The sequence below is a fragment of the Lacimicrobium alkaliphilum genome, assembly GCF_002591895.1.
Lineage (GTDB): Bacteria > Pseudomonadota > Gammaproteobacteria > Enterobacterales > Alteromonadaceae > Lacimicrobium > Lacimicrobium alkaliphilum.
The window spans coordinates 57,774-77,986 of the sequence record NZ_NISX01000010.1 but is presented as its reverse complement, the minus strand read 5'-3'; the positions used below and the strand labels follow the sequence as shown (position 1 = coordinate 77,986).

The 20,213-nt window shown below is 51.3% G+C and carries 17 protein-coding genes; 12 read left to right on the top strand and 5 right to left on the bottom strand.

What is annotated here, in order from left to right:
• Window positions 1-106: 106 nt before the first annotated feature.
• Window positions 107-1,513: a Na+/H+ antiporter NhaC gene (gene nhaC, locus CDA54_RS11080; protein WP_099035083.1), complete on the top strand. Its 1,407-nt coding sequence runs from the start codon at window positions 107-109 to the stop codon at window positions 1,511-1,513.
• Here the strand turns inward: nhaC and CDA54_RS11075 are convergent.
• Complete coding sequence (locus CDA54_RS11075; protein ID WP_099035082.1) at window positions 1,510-2,430, bottom strand: histone deacetylase family protein; 921 nt, start codon at window positions 2,428-2,430, stop codon at window positions 1,510-1,512. The two genes, nhaC and CDA54_RS11075, sit on opposite strands and share 4 nt — an antisense overlap.
• Window positions 2,431-2,484: 54 nt before the next feature.
• Complete coding sequence (locus CDA54_RS11070; RefSeq protein WP_099035081.1) at window positions 2,485-2,946, bottom strand: CreA family protein; 462 nt, start codon at window positions 2,944-2,946, stop codon at window positions 2,485-2,487.
• Window positions 2,947-3,231: 285 nt separating this feature from the next.
• Here CDA54_RS11070 and CDA54_RS11065 point away from each other — a divergent pair, with 285 nt between their 5' ends.
• Window positions 3,232-4,371, top strand: a complete 1,140-nt coding sequence (locus tag CDA54_RS11065) for a Na/Pi symporter (protein ID WP_373286092.1) — start codon at window positions 3,232-3,234, stop codon at window positions 4,369-4,371.
• A 114-nt stretch (window positions 4,372-4,485) separates the two neighbouring features.
• On the opposite strand, the gene CDA54_RS11060 is transcribed toward CDA54_RS11065, so the two are convergent.
• Window positions 4,486-5,388, bottom strand: a complete 903-nt coding sequence (locus CDA54_RS11060) for a LysR family transcriptional regulator (protein WP_099035080.1) — start codon at window positions 5,386-5,388, stop codon at window positions 4,486-4,488.
• A 114-nt stretch (window positions 5,389-5,502) separates the two neighbouring features.
• Between CDA54_RS11060 and CDA54_RS11055 the strand changes: the two genes are divergently transcribed.
• From CDA54_RS11055 to CDA54_RS11040, 4 genes are all read left to right on the top strand, one after another.
• Window positions 5,503-7,071 carry an NADH-quinone oxidoreductase subunit L gene (locus tag CDA54_RS11055; RefSeq protein WP_099035079.1) on the top strand — a complete coding sequence of 523 codons (1,569 nt, stop codon included), beginning with the start codon at window positions 5,503-5,505 and terminating at the stop codon, window positions 7,069-7,071.
• Window positions 7,071-9,503: a YbcC family protein gene (locus CDA54_RS11050; protein WP_099035078.1), complete on the top strand. Its 2,433-nt coding sequence runs from the start codon at window positions 7,071-7,073 to the stop codon at window positions 9,501-9,503. Before CDA54_RS11055 ends, CDA54_RS11050 begins: the two co-directional genes overlap by 1 nt.
• Before the next feature lie 126 nt (window positions 9,504-9,629).
• The gene (locus CDA54_RS11045; RefSeq protein ID WP_099035077.1) at window positions 9,630-10,073 is read left to right on the top strand and encodes a DUF6671 family protein; all 444 of its coding nucleotides are present in this window, start codon (window positions 9,630-9,632) and stop codon (window positions 10,071-10,073) included.
• 7 nt (window positions 10,074-10,080) lie between these two features.
• Complete coding sequence (locus CDA54_RS11040; protein WP_099035076.1) at window positions 10,081-11,076, top strand: L-threonylcarbamoyladenylate synthase; 996 nt, start codon at window positions 10,081-10,083, stop codon at window positions 11,074-11,076.
• Here CDA54_RS11040 and CDA54_RS11035 read toward each other — a convergent pair.
• Window positions 11,073-11,267: a hypothetical protein gene (locus CDA54_RS11035; protein ID WP_099035075.1), complete on the bottom strand. Its 195-nt coding sequence runs from the start codon at window positions 11,265-11,267 to the stop codon at window positions 11,073-11,075. The two genes, CDA54_RS11040 and CDA54_RS11035, sit on opposite strands and share 4 nt — an antisense overlap.
• Before the next feature lie 236 nt (window positions 11,268-11,503).
• On the opposite strand from CDA54_RS11035, the gene CDA54_RS11030 reads away from it, so the two are divergent.
• Window positions 11,504-13,066, top strand: a complete 1,563-nt coding sequence (locus CDA54_RS11030) for a methyl-accepting chemotaxis protein (RefSeq protein WP_099035074.1) — start codon at window positions 11,504-11,506, stop codon at window positions 13,064-13,066.
• Between the two features lie 184 nt (window positions 13,067-13,250).
• Here CDA54_RS11030 and CDA54_RS11025 read toward each other — a convergent pair whose 3' ends face one another.
• On the bottom strand, window positions 13,251-14,819 hold the full coding sequence (locus CDA54_RS11025; protein ID WP_099035073.1) for an amidohydrolase family protein: 1,569 nt from the start codon (window positions 14,817-14,819) through the stop codon (window positions 13,251-13,253).
• 365 nt (window positions 14,820-15,184) lie between these two features.
• On the opposite strand from CDA54_RS11025, the gene CDA54_RS11020 reads away from it, so the two are divergent.
• The 5 genes from CDA54_RS11020 (at window position 15,185) to CDA54_RS11000 (ending at window position 20,172) form a co-directional block, all read left to right on the top strand.
• Window positions 15,185-15,718 (top strand): SRPBCC family protein, encoded by a 534-nt coding sequence (locus CDA54_RS11020; RefSeq protein WP_099035072.1) that lies wholly within the window; start codon window positions 15,185-15,187, stop codon window positions 15,716-15,718.
• 98 nt (window positions 15,719-15,816) lie between these two features.
• A complete protein-coding gene (locus CDA54_RS11015; RefSeq protein ID WP_099035071.1) occupies window positions 15,817-16,860 on the top strand; it encodes an XdhC family protein in 1,044 nt (347 codons plus the stop codon).
• Complete coding sequence (locus tag CDA54_RS11010; protein ID WP_099035070.1) at window positions 16,857-17,447, top strand: nucleotidyltransferase family protein; 591 nt, start codon at window positions 16,857-16,859, stop codon at window positions 17,445-17,447. The genes CDA54_RS11015 and CDA54_RS11010 overlap by 4 nt, the downstream gene beginning before the upstream one ends.
• A gap of 17 nt (window positions 17,448-17,464) precedes the next feature.
• Window positions 17,465-17,929 (top strand): (2Fe-2S)-binding protein, encoded by a 465-nt coding sequence (locus CDA54_RS11005; RefSeq protein ID WP_099035069.1) that lies wholly within the window; start codon window positions 17,465-17,467, stop codon window positions 17,927-17,929.
• Window positions 17,926-20,172 carry a xanthine dehydrogenase family protein molybdopterin-binding subunit gene (locus CDA54_RS11000; RefSeq protein ID WP_099035068.1) on the top strand — a complete coding sequence of 749 codons (2,247 nt, stop codon included), beginning with the start codon at window positions 17,926-17,928 and terminating at the stop codon, window positions 20,170-20,172. Before CDA54_RS11005 ends, CDA54_RS11000 begins: the two co-directional genes overlap by 4 nt.
• Window positions 20,173-20,213 lie beyond the last annotated feature (41 nt).

Sequence of the window (20,213 nt, the reverse complement as noted above, 5' to 3'; positions counted from 1 at the left end):
AATAGTTGTCGCTTAGGGTAGCGTGGTGTTGTGTGCTTTTTAATCTGCTCCAGGCAGGTTAGTACTGCCAGATCCTGGCCATAACAATAATATTCAGGAGAGCTGCATGACCTATCCTCCGGCTGCTTTGCCCAGTCTTCGTCAGGTGCTGTTGCTGGCGGTGGCCATCATCGGCGTGATCTTTTTGTTTGTGCAGGCTATGGCGCTGCCTATTCATCTGGCTTTGTTTGTCAGCTGGTTTCTGGTGATTGGTCTGGGTAAATGGCTCGGCCAGGATTACGCCAGCATGCAAAAGGCCATTACCACCGGCATTCACAAGGGAATGGTTGCGGTGTTGGTACTGATTGCGGTGGGGGCGCTGATCGGCAGCTGGATGGCCGGTGGCATCGTGCCGGGCATCATTTACTATGGCCTGGCGGCGATGAGCCCTGAATGGTTTCTGCCTGCGGCTTTTGTGATTTGTGCCATTACCTCTCTGGCTACCGGTACCTCCTTCGGTACCATTGGCACGGCGGGCATTGCCATGATGGGGATTGGCGCCGGCTTTGGCATGCCGCTGCCGATTGTGGCCGGGGCCGCAATCTGTGGCGCCTATGTGGGTGATAAGATGTCACCGCTTTCCGATACCACGGTGATGACCGCATCTCTGTGTGAAGTCAAACTGGTGGAGCATATCAAATCCATGTTTACCGTCAGTGGCCCTGCCATTCTGATCACCTTTGTGCTGTTTGTGGTGGCAGGGCTGTTTTATCAGCCCGATGGCGATATTTCTCAGGCTCAGCAGGCGATGACGGCGCTCGACAGCCACTTTGTGATTGCCTGGTTCAGTCTGCTACCGGCTGCCATTGTTATCGGCCTGCTGGTACTGCATATGCCCGCGGTGCCGGTGATCTGTTTCGGTGCCTTGCTCGGCGTATGCTGGGCTGCGTTATTTCAGGGAGTTGATATCGTTGCGGCAATCCGTACCCTGTACAGCGGCAACCAGATTGAATCGAATCTGGATTTTCTCAATATTCTGCTAAATCGCGGCGGTATGTCGTCGATGTTTGAAGTGATCATACTGGTGCTGTTCGCGCTGGGGTTAGGGGGGCTGATGGACCAGACCGGGGTACTGACGGTGATCTCAGAACGTCTGCGGCGCTGGGCCAGTTCGCCCGGCAAGCTGGGAGTGTCGACGGTATTTGCCGGTTTTCTGGGCAATTTTCTCGGCGGCGCCGCTTATGTGTCGCTGATTACCGCCAGCACCATCACCCGTAAAAATTATGATCAGATGGGCATCGACCGGCGGGTATTATCCAGAAATACCGAAGCGGGCGGTACTATTACCACTCCCATGGTGCCCTGGACAGATGGTGGCGTGTTTATGGCCACAACCCTTGGCGTGGCCACGGTCAGTTATCTTCCTTTTCTCTGGTACCACTTTCTGGTGCTTGCCATCTCGGTGTTTTACGGCTTTGCCGGTATCGCCATGTGGCAAAACGATGGCAGGCAGGCTGAACCGGTGTCTTCTTAATCCCGCGCTGGCAGCGTCTGTTTCACGACGCCTGCCGCCCGGAAAAGCTGCAGGTGCACTTCTGTCAGGGCGGCAATATCCCGCTGATAACCACCACCGATCACTGCAGCTACCGGCAGCCCGGCCAATTCACAGCGCTCAAATACCAGTTTATCGCGCCGGTATATGCCTGCTGTGCTGATATTAAGGTGGCCTAAATCATCATTGATATGCACATCTACTCCGGCGTCGTAGATCACCGCATCCGGGCGGTGCAGGCTCAATGCCAGGCTCAGGGCGCTGTCCAGAGTATCCAGATAGTCATCATCGCCTGTGCCTTTGGGTAAGGGAAAATCCATATCTGATATCTGCTTGCGGTGGGGAAAGTTTTTCTCGCCATGCAGTGAGAGGGTAATAATATCCGGATTATGTTCCGCCAGTTTAGCGGTGCCGTCGCCCTGATGCACATCACAATCCACGATCAGCACCTTATCAACCCCTGCTGTTTCCAGCATCGTTCGCGCGGCCAGATAGAGATCATTAAGCATACAAAAGCCGGAGCCAAAATCTGCAAAGGCATGGTGATAGCCGCCGGTCAGGTTCAGTGCTTTACCGTGCTCCAGTGCCTGTCTGGCGGTCAGACAGGTCCCCGCCACCGCCGTCAGCGTGCGGCGAATCAGTTGTTCAGACCAGGGAAAGCCAATCCGGCGCATGGCGTTGGGCTCCAGTGTGCCGGCCAGCAGATCTGACAGATAGTCCGGGCAAAAGTATTCTTTCAAATCATTAATAGCCAGCGGCTGAGGCTGATAAAACCAGTTATCAGGTACAGCACACTCAGCCAGCTTGTCACGAATGGCCTGATATTTTTCTATCGGAAAGCGGTGTCGTACCGGCAGCGCAAGCTGGCTGTAAACAGGATGAAATACCAGTGGGATCATCGGTAAAGCGTCCCAAAAACAACGCCGCACCAGAATAGATATACCGCTTTGATATCAGTCGCCCGAAGTTTTGCCGTAAGCCTCGGTGCCCCACAGCGGCACCGTCGACAGGCTGTGTTTAAAGCTGCCGGAGGTTTCTTTGGTGGAATAAGACACATACATCAGGGTCTGATGCTGGGCATCGAAGATGCGTCTGATTTTCATCGACTTAAAGAAGATACTCTTCGATTTACTGAACAATACGTCGCCGCTGGCGCTTTTGTCTATGGTGGCGATCATTTGTGCATTGATAGGCCCGGTTTGTCGGCAGGCAATGGCGCTGTCGGAGGGGTCAGAAAAATCCAGATTCGCCTCGATACTCGACACATGGCAGGTGACCCCGGTCACTACCGGATCGGTAAAGGCATCCAGCTTGATGTCTTTGGTGGTAAACAGCCCAAGCGATACATCGCCCACTTCGTTGCTGTCGCAGCCGAGAAGGAGTATCAGGGGCAGAGCGAGATAGATGGGTTTCATGGATTTTCCTTGTTTTTCAGTTTTGCGGCCCTGTCACTTTGTCAGAGTTTTACAAAACAACCAAACAATTATGCAACTGGAAAAAGCTAACAGGTCAGGAGCATCTGCGCAGCAAACTGATATTCGCTGAATACCCGCAGTATTGCCAGCCTGCGCCGTTGAGCGGACAGAAAATTGTCATATTCGGTTCATATTTCCGTCACAGACATAGCCAACAATGGCCTTTTATCTATAACAGGGGCGATTGTGGCAGGCAATTCACAAGCCGGTGTTTATCAACCCGGATTGACACTCAAACAAGCCAGTGGCCGTAGTCGCTGGGATGCCTGGTTGTTAGTGGTGGTACTGGTTTATCTGTTGCTGGCGGCAGTTGGTGCCATCGGTGATGGTTTTAAAATGGTGGCCGGTGATAATGCCAGGGAGTTGTTCGCCTTTGCATCCAACCCTGTGATTGCTCTGGTTGTAGGGCTGGTGGCCACGGCATTGATGCAAAGCTCGAGTACTGCCACGTCGGTTATTGTTGGCCTGGTTGCTGGTGGTTTACCCATGAGTATCGCCATTCCCATGGCGATGGGGGCCAATATCGGTACCTCGCTGACCAGTACGCTGGTTAGCCTGGGGCATGTGCGTCAGGTGACTGAGTTTCGAAAAGCCTTTGCGGCGGCTACGGTGCATGATTGTTTTAATCTGATGGCGGTAGCTTTATTGCTGCCACTGGAGTTATTGTTTCATCCGCTTGAGCGCTTTTCGGTTTTTGTTTCCGAACTGATTTATTCTTCAGGCAGTCTCAGTCTCGCTGAATTTAACCTTATCAGTGCGTTGCTGTCGCCCGCATCAGATTTGCTTAAACTACTGACCTCATGGCTACCGGGCAGTCTGGCCGGTATCGCTCTGATTGTGGTGGGGATTGCACTGATATTATTTGTGGTGTCGAACATCGGCAAATTGTTACGCAGTTTACTGGTGGGGCGGGCCAAACGTATTATGCATGCGGCCATTGGCAAGGGACCCATTACCGGCATTGCCTCAGGAACTGTGATGACCGTACTGGTGCAGTCGTCATCCACGACTACAGCTTTGATTGTGCCACTGGCCGGTGCAGGTGTATTCAGTCTGAGACAGATCTACGCCTTTACCCTGGGGGCCAATGTGGGTACCACTGTAACCGCGTTGCTGGCTGCAACCGCCATCAGCGGCCCATCGGCGATATTGGCATTACAAATTGCACTGGTTCATCTGTTTTTCAATATTCTGGCTATTCTGGTTATTTTTGGGCTGCCGTTTTTACGCTCTTTGCCTGTTTATATGGCCGAGTTTCTGGCGCTGATGGCACAGCGCAATAAACTCTATGTTGCCGGTTATATTCTTGGGGTATTTTTTGTATTGCCGCTGGGTTTTATCGCCTTTGACCAGATAGTCCTGTGACACCGCGATAGCGCAATGCCAGCGGCAGATCAGCCACAGCTCTGATAGCGTCTGATTAGCTTTTGGGTTTAACTTTTTTACTGCAATGACATTGGCCGGGCATGTCAGGTGTTATCACAGGGCGTTACTTGCCAGAATATCCTCCGGCCCGCGTTTGAGCAATTCGGTTACTATGGGCAACTGGAACTGTCGGCGAATCGTCACTGCATAGAAATTTTCATTTACATCGGCCAGCTTGCCCAGCTCAATCAGTTGCCCCTGGTTAATTTCATCTTTAACCACTACGCCGGGAAGAATCGCCAGGCAGTCCGTGTCTCTCGCGAGCAGCCTGAGCATCGCCATATCGTCTACTTCCGCCATAATTTCAGGTTGAATCTGCCATTGCTGACAAACGAGTTCAAACGCCATACGTATTTCACTGTGCGGTCCTGGCACCAACAGCTTGTGTCGGACCAGATCTGCGATATCCGAATATTGCGCCCGTTTATCCGGGTGTCCGATTACGCTGATCGCCTGACGGGCAATACGCTGACTACGCCAGGGGTTTTTGCGATCGGCAATCACTGGCACATTAGACAGCACTAAATCGAGATTGTGATCAGATAATTCACCAAGTAACTCATCCAGGCTCGCCGAGCGCAGACTGAGTCTGATATTTTGCTGAGGCAACAGCGGTCGGATAAAAGCCTCAAGAAAATTACGTGACAAAGTGGCGACGGCGCCGACTCTGAGTTGTTGAATATGGCCGGCTGAGTGATCGCGCATAAAAGCACGCAGTTCCTCACCTTTGTTAAAGATCTCTTCAGCATATTCCAGTGCAATCCGGCCCGGCTCGGTCAGATGCAACTTGCGTCCTGACCGGCGAAACAGTGCCTGGCCCATTTGTTCTTCGAGTTGTTTTATTTGCATCGACAACGCTGACTGTGAAACATGCAGATCATTGGCTACCTGGGTCAGACTCTGGCCTTTGGCAACGTGCCAGAAGTAAAACAAATGGTGATAATTCAGTCGGGGCATTTTTATAGTTAAGAAATAAAGAACGATAGCTAAATATATATATATTTTACTTAAATTGTAACACCCGCCAGAATCTTTCCTGCGAATACATTCATTTAGTATCAGGAGGATTGAGTGGCGATTGTTCCGGCACTACTTTTTTTAGCAACGCCAATAGTTCTGCTGTTCGGTGCGTTGTTTCTGCCAGCTAAGCAAGGGGGCTGGCGCTATACCCTGAATACAGTTTCAATGGCGTTTGTGATGTCTGTATTCGGCGCTCTGGGGTTGATGGGGCTACCGGATTCATTCTACAACCTGCTGACTGTCAGACTCGATGTGCTTAGCGCACTGATGTTAGTGATGGTCACCTTTATCGGGCTGATTATTCTGCGTTTCTCACGCAACTATCTGAGCGGGGAAAAACGACAGCATTATTACCAGCGCTGGTTCCTGGCCACACTGGCGGCTGTCAGTATGTTGGTCATCACCGACAATCTGATCATCCTGTTTATCAGTTGGGTTGCCTGTAGCCTGACTCTTCATCGCTTACTGGTGTTCTATCCGGAACGGCCCAAAGCGGTACTGGCGGCTCACAAGAAATTTATTCTCAGTCGGGTCGCCGATCTTTGCCTGCTCGCGGCCACTGTGATGTTGATTGCTGAATTTCAGACCCTGTCGATTTCTGCACTGCTTAAAATGGATGATTTGTCTTCCTCTTACGCCAGTGTTGCCGCAATACTGATTGCCACCGTGGCGATTCTTAAATGTGCCCAATTGCCCTTTCACGGATGGTTGTTGCAGGTGATGGAGGCGCCTACACCGGTGTCGGCATTGTTGCATGCCGGTATTGTCAATATCGGTGGATTTCTGATTATTCGCTTCAGCCCTCTGCTGGCCCAGGCTGACTTTGCCAATACGCTACTGGTAATTGTTGGTACCAGCACTGCCATTATTGCCAGTCTGATTATGATGACCCGTATCAGTATCAAGGTGATGCTGGCCTGGTCTACCTGTGCACAAATGGGGTTTATGCTTCTTGAGTGCGGTCTGGGTGCCTATGACCTGGCACTACTGCACCTTCTCGCGCATTCGTTATACAAGGCTTACTGCTTTCTCAATGCCGGCAATACGGTGAATGAGTTTATTCGCGCGCGTATGGCAATGCCGCCAATCAAACCCAACCTGCCGCTGGCCAGCGTGGTTTCCGTCAGTCTGTTTGCTGGTTTTGCTGCCCTGCTGATGCTCACCGATGCCTGGCATGCCGGTAATTATGGTTACATCAGCCTGCTGTGGATCATCAATATTGCGCTGTGTGTGATCCTCATTGAAGGGTTGAAACAACCACTGGCCCTAGCCCGTTTGATGGTGGTGCCGGTCGTTGTGACACTGGCGCTTTTCTATGCCTTATGGCATCAGTTTTTTGCTGATATTACCGAGGCGATAACGCCGCCTTCAGTGGTTTCGTCCACTCTGGCTGCGGCAGTGATGCTGATATTCAGTTTATTCTATCTGTTGTATGTGAATATCCGTGTCTACCCTTATGGCCGCTTATCTCAGTGGCTCTATCCGCTACTTTATGCCGGACTTTATCTGGATGAATGGTTTACCCGGCAGACCATGCGGATCTGGCCCGTCAGATTGCATGATTTCACCCGCAATCGCACAGATTCACCCTCATTACTGGCTAAAACAGGAGAGCACTAATGCAGCCTCAGTATGATTCGGCTTCATCAGAAAATCCGATACATCAGGTCGTGGAGGAGGTTTGCCAGTCAGTTACGCCGGTCTGGCCTCTGGATCAGTTTATTGCGGTTAACCCGTGGTGGAAACTGACACATTTAAGCCTCGCAGAAGTTGCAGCACAGTTGGCCAGCCGCAGTGGTGCACAGGTACTGATGCCCAGACATTTTTACCGACAATGTTATGAACGCGGTGAGATTAAACATACGCACCTTCAGCAGGTGGCTAAGGAATATCATGGTGCGTCGCCGGAAAAACTATTGGCTCATATCAGCACAGAGCGTCATACCCATGAGTGCAGACTGGTGTCTCACCTGGTTGATTCAGGGCGGGATTTAACCCGCAATATCGCCTGGGTTGATGAAATTACCCATCAGATTAGCCAGTTCTGTGCGGCCTATTTTGATCAGCATCAGGCAAAATGGAAAGTCACCACCGACACGGGATTATATAACAGCTGGTTGAATACGGTGCGCCATGATCGCGGTATCGGGTTGTTGATGGGGGAGCCGGATATACATACCCAGTTTGCCGGGTTGCCTGAAGATTATCGGCAGTTATGGCAACAGCTTCCGGACATGCTGGATCTGCAACTACATACCCTGCATCCCTGTTTGCATGCATTGAGTTTAAGTATCAATGGCTGGGCAAGCTGGTGCGCCTATCAACAACAGGAATCTGAACGTCAGGGGCAGCAAAGTGAGGTTCTGCAAGAATTACTGGCAATTCGCGCGGCATGGGAATGTGTGCTTTATCACCATTATCATTCCAATACCTTGCTCAGGCAATGGCAACTCAGCCAGCAGCAGGTCACAGATTACGAGCAGTTCAATCTGAGTATTCAGCAATACGACTGGTTGTGGCAACAGGCACTGGAACTGGCGTACCAGCAACGTCTTTTCTCAGCTTTGAAAAATGCACCAGTGCAGTGTGATATTGCGCAACCAAAATTACAGGCCGTGTTCTGTATTGATGTTCGCTCAGAGCCGTACCGGCGGGCTCTCGAATCACTCAGCAGCGACATTCAGACAAAAGGCTTTGCTGGTTTTTTCGGCCTTGCGGCTGAATATCAACCTCAGGGGTGCTACTACCGCCGGCCACAGTTACCCGGTTTGCTGTCTCCGGATTACCGTTTAGTGGAGTCCGGGCTCAACGAGCCAGTTTATCATCGATTATCGATTCGCCAGGCATGGCAGCGCTTTAAACACGCCGCCCCCAGCGCATTTACCTTTGTAGAGACTTCCGGCCCCGCGTATGGATTAAAGCTGTTTCGCCAGAGTTTTGCTCCCCGGCATCAGCCAAATCATCCGGTAACGGCGTTATCGGATGGCAACAATACCCCATTACAGCTGGTGTCTTGTAAGGACCCGGAGCACGTTCTGGACGTTGTGGAAAAGACCGGATTGGCGGCGAAAATTCTTACCGGCATGGGGCTGACCGATGGTTTTGCAGAAACAATCCTGCTTGTCGGCCATGGCAGTGAAAGTCATAACAATCCTCATGCGGCAGGCCTGGATTGCGGTGCCTGTGGCGGGCAAACCGGTGAGGTAAACAGCAAGGCCCTGGCCACCATTCTGAATAACATTGAAGTGCGTGAGGAACTGCGGCATAGAGGGATTGAGATTCCCTTAAACACTCGCTTTGTTGCCGCATTACACAATACCACCACCGATGAGGTGAAATTGTTCAGCGCCGCTGAAGATACAAAAACGCAACAGGTTCAGCAATGGTTGCAACAGGCATCTGAGCTGGCCCGCCAGCAGAGGGTTGGCGGGCTGATGTCTGAATCAGACAGGCCCGGGGCAGGGCAATTATTGCGCCAGGCATTTTTGCGCCGCAGTTATGACTGGTCGCAGGTTCGTCCCGAATGGGGCCTGGCTAACAATGCCAGTTTTATCGTTGCACCAAGGTGGAAAACCAAAGGGGTTGACCTCAATGGGCGTGCTTTTCTACACGACTATGATTCGGCTAAGGATGACGGGTTTCAGCAACTTGAACAGATTATGACTGCACCGATGCTGGTTACCCATTGGATCAACTTTCAGTACTATGCATCCGTTACTGACAATCCCCATTATGGCAGTGGCAATAAGGTACTGCACAATGTCGTTGGCGGCAATATCGGTGTGTTTGAAGGGAACGGCGGCGACCTGCGCACCGGCTTAGCCATGCAGTCAGTCCATGATGGCCAGCGTTGGGTGCACCAGCCATTGCGTTTATCGGTGGTGATTGACGCCCCGCAACAGGCTATCGCCGATATTGTTATCCGGCACCCACAGATTAAGCATCTTGTGGATAATCAATGGTTGTATTTGTTTAGCGGGCTTAAGGATACTTGCCGTTATCTGAACGGCAAGTGGATACCTTTTCCTACGGCTGAGGGAGACAACCAATGAGCCTGGCCGGCAGGATGTCATATCTGCAAGGGTTAAAAGAACGGGCGATTTTTATTGTCCGGTCGGAGCCGTTTGCGGGTAACGCCCGAGGATATGGGGGCACAACAGGAAGTCACAGGGGGGCTGATGCATAACAGTGCAAAGAACCGTCATCATCCCTATTTTCAGGCATCGGCTTGTTTGCTGACGAAGCATAAAAAAGAGCGGGTAATAGCGCCTGTCCTGCGTCAGGCGCTGGGCATTGAGCTGAAGGTGGATGACACCTTCGATACTCACCAGGTGTTCGCGGAATGGGATTTCAGAGCTCAGTATTGCCCTTGCCGAATGCAGACTATTGCAAAGGCCGCTGAACAGTTGGCAGGGCATCTGCTGCGACTCTGCCCGCAGTGTCGTGCCCCCGGATATCATCCTTTCAAATCACTGGCTGGATTGCCTTGTGAACAGTGCCAGACGCCCACCGGGACGGTTATGGGCAGGTATTATCGTTGTGCAGTCTGCCAGGCCCAACACTTTGAGCCTGTCAGTGATGAATTTTCCAATCCCTTTAATTGCTCCATTTGTAATCCATGAGGTGTTTATGAACAGGTTAAAACTGGACGGTGAAATCAGCCAGGACATATCCAGGGCTGTGGCCCTTTTACGAGAAGGTGAACTGGTGGCGATACCAACTGAAACCGTTTATGGCCTGGCAGCGGATGCCAGCAATGAACAGGCTGTTGGCAAAGTCTTCAGTGCCAAGCGCAGGCCACTCAGTCATCCACTGATTGTGCATGTAGGGGAGCCGGGTCAACTGAGCGAATGGGCGACAGATATACCTGCTCTGGCCTGGCAACTGGCAGAACAATTCTGGCCGGGTCCTTTGACTCTGATCCTGAAAAAATCACCCATGGCTCCGGCTATTATCACAGGAGGGCAGGATACCATTGCCCTGCGCATACCGGGCCATCCGGTTGCATTGGCTATATTAAAAGAATTTGGTGGTGCACTGGCTGCGCCCTCGGCTAACCGTTATGGCCGTATCAGTCCCACTGCCGCGTCCCATGTGTTTGGCCAGTTCGGGGATGATGTTATGGCAGTGGTCGATGGCGGACTATGCCCTGTTGGAATTGAGTCAAGTATTGTCGATTTAAGCACTGAAGAGCCGCGAATTCTCCGCCCGGGTCTGCTTGATGGTGAACTGGTTAAGGCCGGTGTAGCCCCTTACAGGCAAGATGGGGAAAGTCAGGGACCAAGGGTGTCAGGCAGCGATCTTCGCCATTATGCGCCGGTAAAACCAGCCAGCTTATGTCCGCCAAAAGAACTTAAAACGAGAATCGAACAACAATCCGGGGGTAAAATCCAGGTCTGGTCGCTGACACCTAACCGTTATGGTTTGCAACATGTGGATTGGGTAGTGATGCCCGTTGATCCGGCTTTTTATGCCAGAGAGCTGTATTTACGACTGCATGATTTTGAAAACTCAGACAATGATCTTCTGATTATCGAACAGCCGCCTGTTACTTCACTATGGAGGGGCATAAACAACCGCCTGCAACGAGCTACCAGACTCACTACTGAGGAGTCAACAGCTTAGCGCTGGGGCTCTGAACCGGGTTTTTTATCCATAATCTGATGCAAAAGTGCCAGCAATTCGCGGTTACACTCGATGACCTTGCTGGCCATTTGCGCATCTTCAGGCATGTTCAGATACTCATCCAGAGCATCACTCTGTCGGGCCAGCGCGCTCAGCAGCTGCTGTCGGGTCGATACCATGTTTTGATCCATCAATGCGTCCTTGTCGCTTTACCATTTGTATTATTACTGCAACTGCCCACAGCATAGCCTGAGTAGGCTTATGTGAAAAGCCCCCAGAAGAGAAATATCATTCTATAGTCTGTTTTTGACAGGTTTAAGCTATTGAGATTACTTATATTTTTATATATTGGTCTATTATTAGCTCAATAAAAAGATAATTAACGCGATAGCAGTAAAATTAAACCTTCAGCTTACAGGGATGCTCCATGCGAAATAATCAGCCTGTTACACAACAAGAGCGCACGTTTGGTGAAAATGAACGATTGATTTCCACTACTGATACGCAGGGGAATATCCAGCACTGTAATGATGCGTTTGAGCGGGTCAGCGGGTTTACCCGTGAAGAACTGATTGGCCAGCCCCATAACATTATTCGTCACCCGGATATGCCACCTCTGGCTTTTAAGGTGATGTGGGAGCATCTCAAGGCCGGAAAGCCGTGGATGGGGCTGGTGAAAAATCGTTGCAAAAATGGCGACTATTACTGGGTTGATGCTTATGTCACGCCAATCACCGAGCAGGGAAAAGTGGTGGGTTATGAATCGGTGCGCTCCTGTCCCTCACGTGACAACGTGCAGCGGGCAGATAAGCTATACGCTAAATTAAAAGACAAGACCAGCCTGCCTGTTGATAAGCGGGAGATACTGCAAAAAGTCAAATATCCGCTGTTGGCATTGGCCGCTATTTTGCTGGCGGTACTTATATGGAATGTGCTCAGCCCGCTATTAGCCATGGTGATACTGAGCCTGTCTACACTTATTCTGGCTGTATTGCCCGCCATTATCATGGTCAACAAATGTAATCAGTATCTGGCCATCATACCCAGTGCCTTTTATCATCCGCTGGCGATTATGAGTTATACCGATGACGTGGGGCAGGAAGGGAAGCTCAGGGTGGCAATACACAGTATGCGTTCGCATTTAATCACAGTGTTGTCACGTATCGAAGACGCCGCTATTCAGGTGTCGGAAAAAGCCAAAAATGCGGTCAGTTTTTCCTCTGGTATTGTTGGTCAGTTAGAGCAACAACAGCAGGAGGCAGCTCAGGTTGCCACGGCCATGAACCAGATGACAACCACGATTAATGAGGTGTCTCATCGTGTGCAGGATACCTCAAAAGAAACGGGTAAGGCTGATGAATTAGCAAGCTCCGGGCGCGCTATTGCCAGACGTACGGCTGCCTCTATCGGTGGATTAAAACAATCAGTGGAAGATATTGCATCTGCCGTGGATACCCTGGCTCAGGAGTCGAAGAATATCTCCAGTGCAGCGCAGATCATCGAACAGATTGCCGAGCAAACTAACCTGTTAGCATTAAATGCCGCCATTGAAGCGGCCCGTGCCGGAGAACAGGGGCGTGGCTTTGCGGTGGTTGCCGATGAAGTCCGGCAACTTGCCAAACGCACTACCGATTCCACCCGGGATATTCACGGCATTATCCAGTCACTAGGCGCCAGCGCGACAAAAGCCGTTGAAACAGCAGGTACCGGGCAACAAAGTGCCGAAACGGGCGTCGCTCAGGTAGAGGAAACTGCCGAATTACTCAATGGTATCGGTGATGCATTGACTAAGGTTGCGGATATGTCACAGCAAATCGCGTCTGCCGTAGAGCAGCAGGCGACAGTGTCAGAGCAGGTGAATAAACAGATAGTGGATATCTCCGATCTTGCCGGCGACAGCCTGAATATGAGCAGAGAGGGGGCAAAAGAAAGTGAAGAGTTACTGGAAGTCTCAAACAGACTGTTTGAGATTGTTGAGCGGTTTCGCTAGGCCATTGACCGAATTTATCCCATCGGTGGTAAAAGAGAATTTCACCACAGAGGCACAGAGAACACAGAGGGTTAAAAGCGTTTCACCGCTGAGTCGCAAAGAGCGCGGAGGTAGCGGATATCAGAGATTTTAATCTCTGCGCGCTCTGCGTCTCCGCGGTGAGAACGAATATTTTCCTGAGGTATTACTGCTGTTCTGCTTTGGCTTTTTCCACCATTTCTCTGACATCTTCGAGCAACGCTCTGGCATCGTAGAGAATGCCATCTTTGATAGTGTATTTAACGCCGCCTACTCTTGTGGGCTGGTTGTTGTCATCCAGCATAAAATGGCCGGTACCATATAACAATTTCAGGTTGGCCAGCGGGTTATGCTCCATAATCACCAGGTCTGCAAGTTTGCCAATGCGAACAGAGCCTATATCCTCTTCCAGACCCAGGGCTTCGGCGCCATTGAGCGTGGCGGCCTGTATCACCTCCAGAGGATGAAAACCTGCCTCCTGCAACATTTCCAGCTCGCGAACATACCCAAAACCATAGATTTTGTAGATATAGCCGGAGTCTGAACCGGCAGTGACACGCCCGCCATGATTTTTATAGTCATTGATAAACTGCATCCACAGATTGAAGTTTTCCTTCCAGTCGATTTCATTGCTGGTGGTCCAGTCGAACCAGTAACTGCCATGGGCATAGCGGTTTGGCTGGAAGAAATCCCATAAAGTAGGCAGGGTATATTCATCGTGCCAGATAGCGCGCCGCTCGCGCATCAGATCACGGCTGGCTTCGTAAATCGTCATTGTAGGGTTCAGGGTGAAATCCAGTTCAATCAACTCATCGCGTACTGCATTCCATTTTTCACTGCCGGGTTCAGCAGCCTGTTGCCAGAGTTTCCCAGCTTCGGCAAAGCGGTGCTGTTCATTGTTGTAATTGTAATCTGCTGGGTAGTGCTGAATACGGCGGTCTTCAAATAACGCTTCAGGCAGACCGTACCAATGCTCCATTGTTGTCAGGCCCAGGCGGGCTGAATCCAGTACATTCATGCTCATTACATTAAGTTGTGCATGGTGCATGGCACTGCCGAGTCCTTGCTGACTGGCTTCATCAAGAGCGGCTTCCATGATTTTTGGCGTTGCACCAAAAAATTTAAGTCCCTTAGCGCCGTTGCGTTTGGCCCATTGCACCCATTCCCGCGCCTGTTTAGCACTATAGATAGGGTCGTCCCTCTCCAGACCAAATCCAAAGTAGGGGACTAGCCGGGGGGCAGTGATTTGATTCTTTGCGCTGCGTCGCACATGATCCATAACCCAGTCAGCCCCGTTGAAACTTCCGGGCTCCCGCACCGTAGTAATGCCATGAGCCAGCCACAGCTTAAACACATACTCAGCAGGAATATCATCAGCCGAGCCACCAATATGACCGTGCATGTCAATAAAGCCGGGCATAACAGTATGGCCTTCAAGTTCCAGTACTTTGTCTGTGCTCTTGATTTCAGGTCTGCCCGCCTCTTTTATCGGTACTCCGGGGTATCCGACGTTGACGATATTGGTAATACGGTTGTTTTCAATGATGATATCCAATGGCCCCTGAGGCGGTGCCCCTTCGCCATTTATCAGTGTGACGCCCCGGAGTATCAGGCGTTTCCACGGGCCCTGAGCCTCACCTTTGGGGGTGTCTGGTGCACTGGCGCCGGGCTTGGCGTAAAGTGGTGCATTAAATAGCAGCGGGATAAGAAGTACTAGCAGGTGACGATATTTCATTGTTATTCCTGTTGTTGCTGTCGCTCTGATACGCTAGCTAAACCTGTAAGTGATTAATGTGCAAGACGAATGCGACAAAAATGCGAACTATGGGATAAATATCTTCAGTTAAGACCCGTAGTTCGCTCAGTTCGTTACCAGCATCTGGTATTTCGTCTTTTCCTCCCGAGGTTATTCAGGAAGCCTTGCTGAAATCATTGTCCGGGCTGAGTCGCAATGGGCCAACCACGAAGAGATTGTGCTGTTAGTTGGGCGATTAACCGGCGGCGCGCAGTGGTATAAGCATAAAATAGTTTGGCCCGGTCAGATGTTAATAGTATGTTATATCTGTTGACGATTGGGCGCGATATAAAAAGGATAATCCTGTGAATATATTAAAAAAAAGCCTGACGGTGTTGCTGTTACTGTTGCTTATTTTGGTGGGTATCGGTTTTGTGCTGCCCTCTGAATTCAGAGTACAGCGGGATATCGTGATAGAAGCGACGCCGCAGCAGGTATATGCCAGGCTCGAAGATCTGCGTAAGTGGCAGGATTGGGGGGTATGGTTTAAGCGCGATCCGGATATGCAGTTACGTTATGAGGGGCCCGACAGTGGTATAGGTATGCGCTCTGTCTGGCAAAGTGACGCTGAGGGCAGTGGCCAGATGGAAATTATTGCCGCTGAGCCGAATAAAAGGCTGGTATACAGCTTGTATTTTCCTGAGTATGAGATGGGCAGTACGGGAGAATTCATCCTGACTGAGCAGGATGGAGGTACCAAAGTGACATGGCAGGATTATGGCGATGTAGGGCCAAACCCGTTTATGCACTATATGGCGTTGATGATGGACTCAATGATCGGGCCAGACTTTGAAACCGGTCTGGAGAATCTTAAAACGTTGGTGGAAAGTGGCCAATAAGCGCAGTTTAATGACAGTCTGTCCTGCTCCGGGTAGCCACAGGCCGGTGCAGGTGGTGTAGTGACCTTATGATGAACTCGGGACGCAGTTAACCTTACATGTCTAACCAACTCAATCAGTTACTGGCACATTGGCAGCAACGTAAGGACGATTTGCAGTGGGTGCTGGCCACGATCATTGCCACAGAAGGCTCCGCGTACCGCAAGGCCGGAGCGATGATGTTGATTAACAGTCTGGGACAATATCGGGGGCTACTCAGTGGCGGCTGCCTGGAAGCGGATATTATGCGCCAGGCAAGACGTTGCTGGGATGATGGCTGCAATCGTACTATCTGTTATGACATGCGTGAAGAAGAGGATCTGGCATGGCAGCTGGGTCTGGGGTGCGGGGGGATGGTGCAGATTCTGCTCCAGCCTGTCAGCGAAGCGAATCAATACCTGCAACTGGACACGCTGTTGATATCCTTACAGCAACACCAGCCCTGTGGCTATCTGCAATACCTGGAATTACCGTCACCCAAAAACCAGCTGCTCAGTATGGCGCAGCTCACAGCATTGCTTCCCGCGGGTTGCAAAGTCGCTCAGCTGGAACTGGAGGGGCATCGGGTGCTGGTGCAGCATATGCGCCCCGCCCCTCATCTTGCGGTTTTTGGCGGTGGGTTGGATGCCATTCCGGTGGTTGCGATCGCCAGACAACTGGGGTGGCGGATAACGTTGGTGGATCCGCGGCCAGCCAATGCCCGCGAGGCGTTTTTTGAAGGAGCGCAGATTCTGCGCGATCCTTTGTCAACCCTGGCTGAACAGCCCTGGTTGCAGACTTTAGACGGGGCAGTAGTGATGAATCATAATATGACGCTGGATGCCGAAGCTCTGTTATTGCTTCACAATGCACCGGTCCGCTATCTCGGTCTGTTGGGCCCTGATCATCGTACTGAAAAAGTGCTGAAACAGGCAGGCCTGTCAGTTACTGATTTGGCTGTTCCTCTGGCCAGCCCGGTTGGGCTAAGGCTGGGCGGTGAACTGCCTGAGTCTATCGCATTGGCAATGATCTCCGAAATGCACGCAGTACTGGAAAATAAGGACGCAAGGTCTATTTCATTGCAACTTGAATCTGAGCAGCCTGGTGCAGCAGAGCCGCGATGAGTATCGCGGCGATCATGTTAGCGGCAGGGCAAAGTCGCCGCTTTGGTGCGATTAAGCAATTGGCAGAAATCCGTAATAAGCCAATGATTTGCCATGCTTTGGCGCAATTACCTGCGGATTTGAATCCTGTTTATCTGGTTTTGGGCGCCCATTGGCAGCAAATCTCCGATGTTGTACAACGCCACTGTGAGTTTGGGAAAATTAAGCGGATCATTGCTCCTCACTGGCAAAAGGGTATGGGGTATAGTCTTAATTTTGCAATCAGTCAGCTTGCCCCTGACATTGAGCGGGTGTTGGTGTGTCTGGCCGATCAGGTGGATATCAGAGAGTCTGATTATGCCCGGTTGATGGCGCTTTCGGACCAGTATCCAAAGAACATAGTGGCTGCATATTATCAGCACACTCTGGGTGTACCTGCTATCTTTTGCAAAGCAGATTTTAATGCACTGATGCAACTGACAGGTGATAAAGGTGCCAAGGCACTGTTGTATAACAGCGGTGACAGGGTGGTTAAGTGCGAACTGCCAAGGGCTGCAAAAGATATTGACAGGCAACAGGATCTGACCAGAGAGATTTTATCAGGATAACTGACAGGGGAGAGGAAATGATTGAATTTACCTTAAATGGCAAGGTGCAGAAGGTGGAAGCGGATGCCGATATGCCGCTGCTATGGGTATTGCGTGATGTGTTGCACATGACAGGAACGAAATATGGTTGCGGCATGGCCATGTGTGGTGCCTGCACGGTGCATCTTGATGGCGACGCAATTCGCTCCTGTACGACACCGGTTTCGGCGGCAGCAGGTAAATCGGTCAGTACCATCGAGGGCTTGTCTGAAGATACGTCGCACCCTGTTCAGCAAGCCTGGCGTGAGCATAATGTGCCCCAGTGCGGTTATTGCCAGTCTGGTCAGATCATGAGCGCGGTGGCTTTATTAGATAGCAACCCAGAGCCTGATGATGCCGCCATTGATGAGTTTATGCAGGGAAACCTGTGTCGCTGTGGTACTTACCCAAGGATCAAAGCGGCGATCAAAACCGCAGCTGGCAAAATGGGGGGCAAAGCATGAATCCGATAAAGAACGCCTCCCGCCGGGAGTTTCTGAAACTGGCTGGTGTCGGCAGTGGCGCACTGGTATTAGGTACCGTTATGCCAGGCTGGGCACCAGCCTGGGCGGAATCAAAAACGGCAGAGTCGCTCAGTGAAATGAATCTGTTTGTCAGCATCGGCAGCGACGATCAGGTACATATTATCTGCCATCGCTCGGAAATGGGGCAGGGTATACGCACCGGTTTACCACAGGTAGTGGCCGATGAATTGATGGCAGACTGGAACAAAGTCAATGTGATACAAGGCCTGGCGAACGAAGCTTACGGCAGCCAGAATACTGATGGTTCGCGTTCTGTACGGCGTTTCTACCAGACCATGCGGGAAATGGGTGCCATGGCCAGAACCATGCTCGAACAGGCGGCTGCACAGCAGTGGAAGGTCTCGCAGGATGAAGTGCAGGCCAGAGATCACCAGGTTTGGCATACGGCTTCTGATCGGCATCTAAGCTATGGCGAACTGGCAGAAAAGGCCGCAACCCTGAGCGCGCCGGAAAAAGACGCACTGGTGTATAAGTCCAAGGCAGACTTCAGCTATATCGGCAAAGATGTGGCGATTGTGGATCTTGAGGATATGCTTAGCGGCAATACAGAATTTGGTATTGATATTCAGATGCCGGATATGTTGTATGCCAGTATCGAACGGGCACCAGTATTGGGTGCTAATATCGATTCGGTAGATGATACCCAGGCGAAAAAAGTCAGTGGCGTGGTGGATGTAATCACCATGCCACAGTTCAGCCTGCCCGCCGCCTTTAAACCTCTGGCGGGCGTTGCGGTGTTAGCAAGTAACACCTGGGCAGCCACGCAGGGTCGTAAAAAACTCAAGATCAGCTGGACAGACAGCGAACACGCCAGTCATGACTCGGCGAAATATCTGGATACGCTAAAACAGCGGGTGCAGAATCGTGGCAAGGTGATCCGCTCAATTGGTGATGCCTACACCGGGATGATGAATGCCGTGCAGACCCACTCGGCTTCTTATAGCCTGCCTTACCTTATTCATGCGCCTATGGAGCCCCCCGCAGCTACAGCGGTATTTAAAGACGGGCTGATGGAAATCTGGGCCTGTACCCAGACACCACAGAGTACACAGAGTACTGTGGCGCAGATTCTGGAGCTGGAAAAGGATCAGGTCAAAGTCAATGTCACGCTGCTGGGTGGTGGCTTCGGACGTAAGTCCAAGCCGGACTTTTCAGTGGAAGCGGCGCTTTTGGCAAAACAGACTGGCAAGCCGGTAAAAGTTACCTGGAGCCGGGAAGATGAGATTCAGCATGGCTATTATCATGCCATCAGCGCTCAATACTATGAGGCCGGAATGGACGATACCGGCAGAGTTACCAGCTGGTTGCAACGTACAGCGTTTCCGAGCATCAGCTGGACCTTCGACGGTAAAACCGATGCGCCTTCTGATGGTGAGTTGTCACTGGGATTTGGCGATCTGCCTTTTGCGCTGGATAACCTGTCCTGTGAAACCCAGACCGCAGAGGGCCATATTCGTATCGGCTGGGTGCGTTCGGTAAGTAACATTCAGCACGGCTTTGCCATCGGCTCTTTTGTGGATGAACTGGCGGATAAACTCGGCCGTGAACCCCGACAGATGTGGCTGGAGCTGCTGGGCAGTGACCGCCATGTGGATCCCGAGCCCGAAGGCTTTAAGTACGGTAATTACGGCGATCCCAAAGAGAAGTTCCCTATCGATACCGCACGGCTGAAAAAGGTGCTGAATCTGGTGGCAGACAAGGCCAATGTCGAACAGCAAACCGCCGCCAATGAAGCCTGGGGCATCAGTGTGCATCGCAGTTTTGTCAGCTATACCGCCGTGGCCACCAAAGTCAGGGTCAAAGAGGGCAAACTTAAGGTACTGGAAATGCACTGCGCTATAGACGCCGGCACTATTGTCAATCCCGATAGAGTGCGATCGCAAATGGAAGGCTCGATGATCTTCGGTCTGTCACTGGCCATGCTCGGAGAAATCAGCGTAGAAGAGGGCGCAGTAAAACAGTCCAACTTCCATGATTACCCGATTTTGCGCATGCATCAGTCGCCACCCATCAGCGTGTATATCGTTGAATCCGATGCGCCTCCGGGCGGCGTGGGTGAGCCCGGCGTACCGCCGGTAGCCGCCAGCCTGGCCAATGCCATATTCCGCGCCAGCGGCAAACGTATCCGCGATTTGCCGGTGAATAAGCATTTAGAGGTATAAAATTCACAAAAAGCATTGAGCCTAAATTCGATACATATTCT

Bases quoted from the DNA above. Each gene is read 5' to 3' on its own strand.
- nhaC (WP_099035083.1), top strand. From the start codon at position 107: ATGACCTATCCTCCGGCTGCTTTGCCCAGTCTTCGTCAGGTGCTGTTG.
- CDA54_RS11075 (WP_099035082.1), bottom strand. From the start codon at position 2,430: ATGATCCCACTGGTATTTCATCCTGTTTACAGCCAGCTTGCGCTGCCG.
- CDA54_RS11070 (WP_099035081.1), bottom strand. From the start codon at position 2,946: ATGAAACCCATCTATCTCGCTCTGCCCCTGATACTCCTTCTCGGCTGC.
- CDA54_RS11060 (WP_099035080.1), bottom strand. From the start codon at position 5,388: ATGCCCCGACTGAATTATCACCATTTGTTTTACTTCTGGCACGTTGCC.
- CDA54_RS11050 (WP_099035078.1), top strand. From the start codon at position 7,071: ATGCAGCCTCAGTATGATTCGGCTTCATCAGAAAATCCGATACATCAG.
- CDA54_RS11045 (WP_099035077.1), top strand. From the start codon at position 9,630: ATGCATAACAGTGCAAAGAACCGTCATCATCCCTATTTTCAGGCATCG.
- CDA54_RS11040 (WP_099035076.1), top strand. From the start codon at position 10,081: ATGAACAGGTTAAAACTGGACGGTGAAATCAGCCAGGACATATCCAGG.
- CDA54_RS11035 (WP_099035075.1), bottom strand. From the start codon at position 11,267: ATGGATCAAAACATGGTATCGACCCGACAGCAGCTGCTGAGCGCGCTG.
- CDA54_RS11030 (WP_099035074.1), top strand. From the start codon at position 11,504: ATGCGAAATAATCAGCCTGTTACACAACAAGAGCGCACGTTTGGTGAA.
- CDA54_RS11025 (WP_099035073.1), bottom strand. From the start codon at position 14,819: ATGAAATATCGTCACCTGCTAGTACTTCTTATCCCGCTGCTATTTAAT.
- CDA54_RS11015 (WP_099035071.1), top strand. From the start codon at position 15,817: ATGTCTAACCAACTCAATCAGTTACTGGCACATTGGCAGCAACGTAAG.
- CDA54_RS11010 (WP_099035070.1), top strand. From the start codon at position 16,857: ATGAGTATCGCGGCGATCATGTTAGCGGCAGGGCAAAGTCGCCGCTTT.
- CDA54_RS11005 (WP_099035069.1), top strand. From the start codon at position 17,465: ATGATTGAATTTACCTTAAATGGCAAGGTGCAGAAGGTGGAAGCGGAT.
- CDA54_RS11000 (WP_099035068.1), top strand. From the start codon at position 17,926: ATGAATCCGATAAAGAACGCCTCCCGCCGGGAGTTTCTGAAACTGGCT.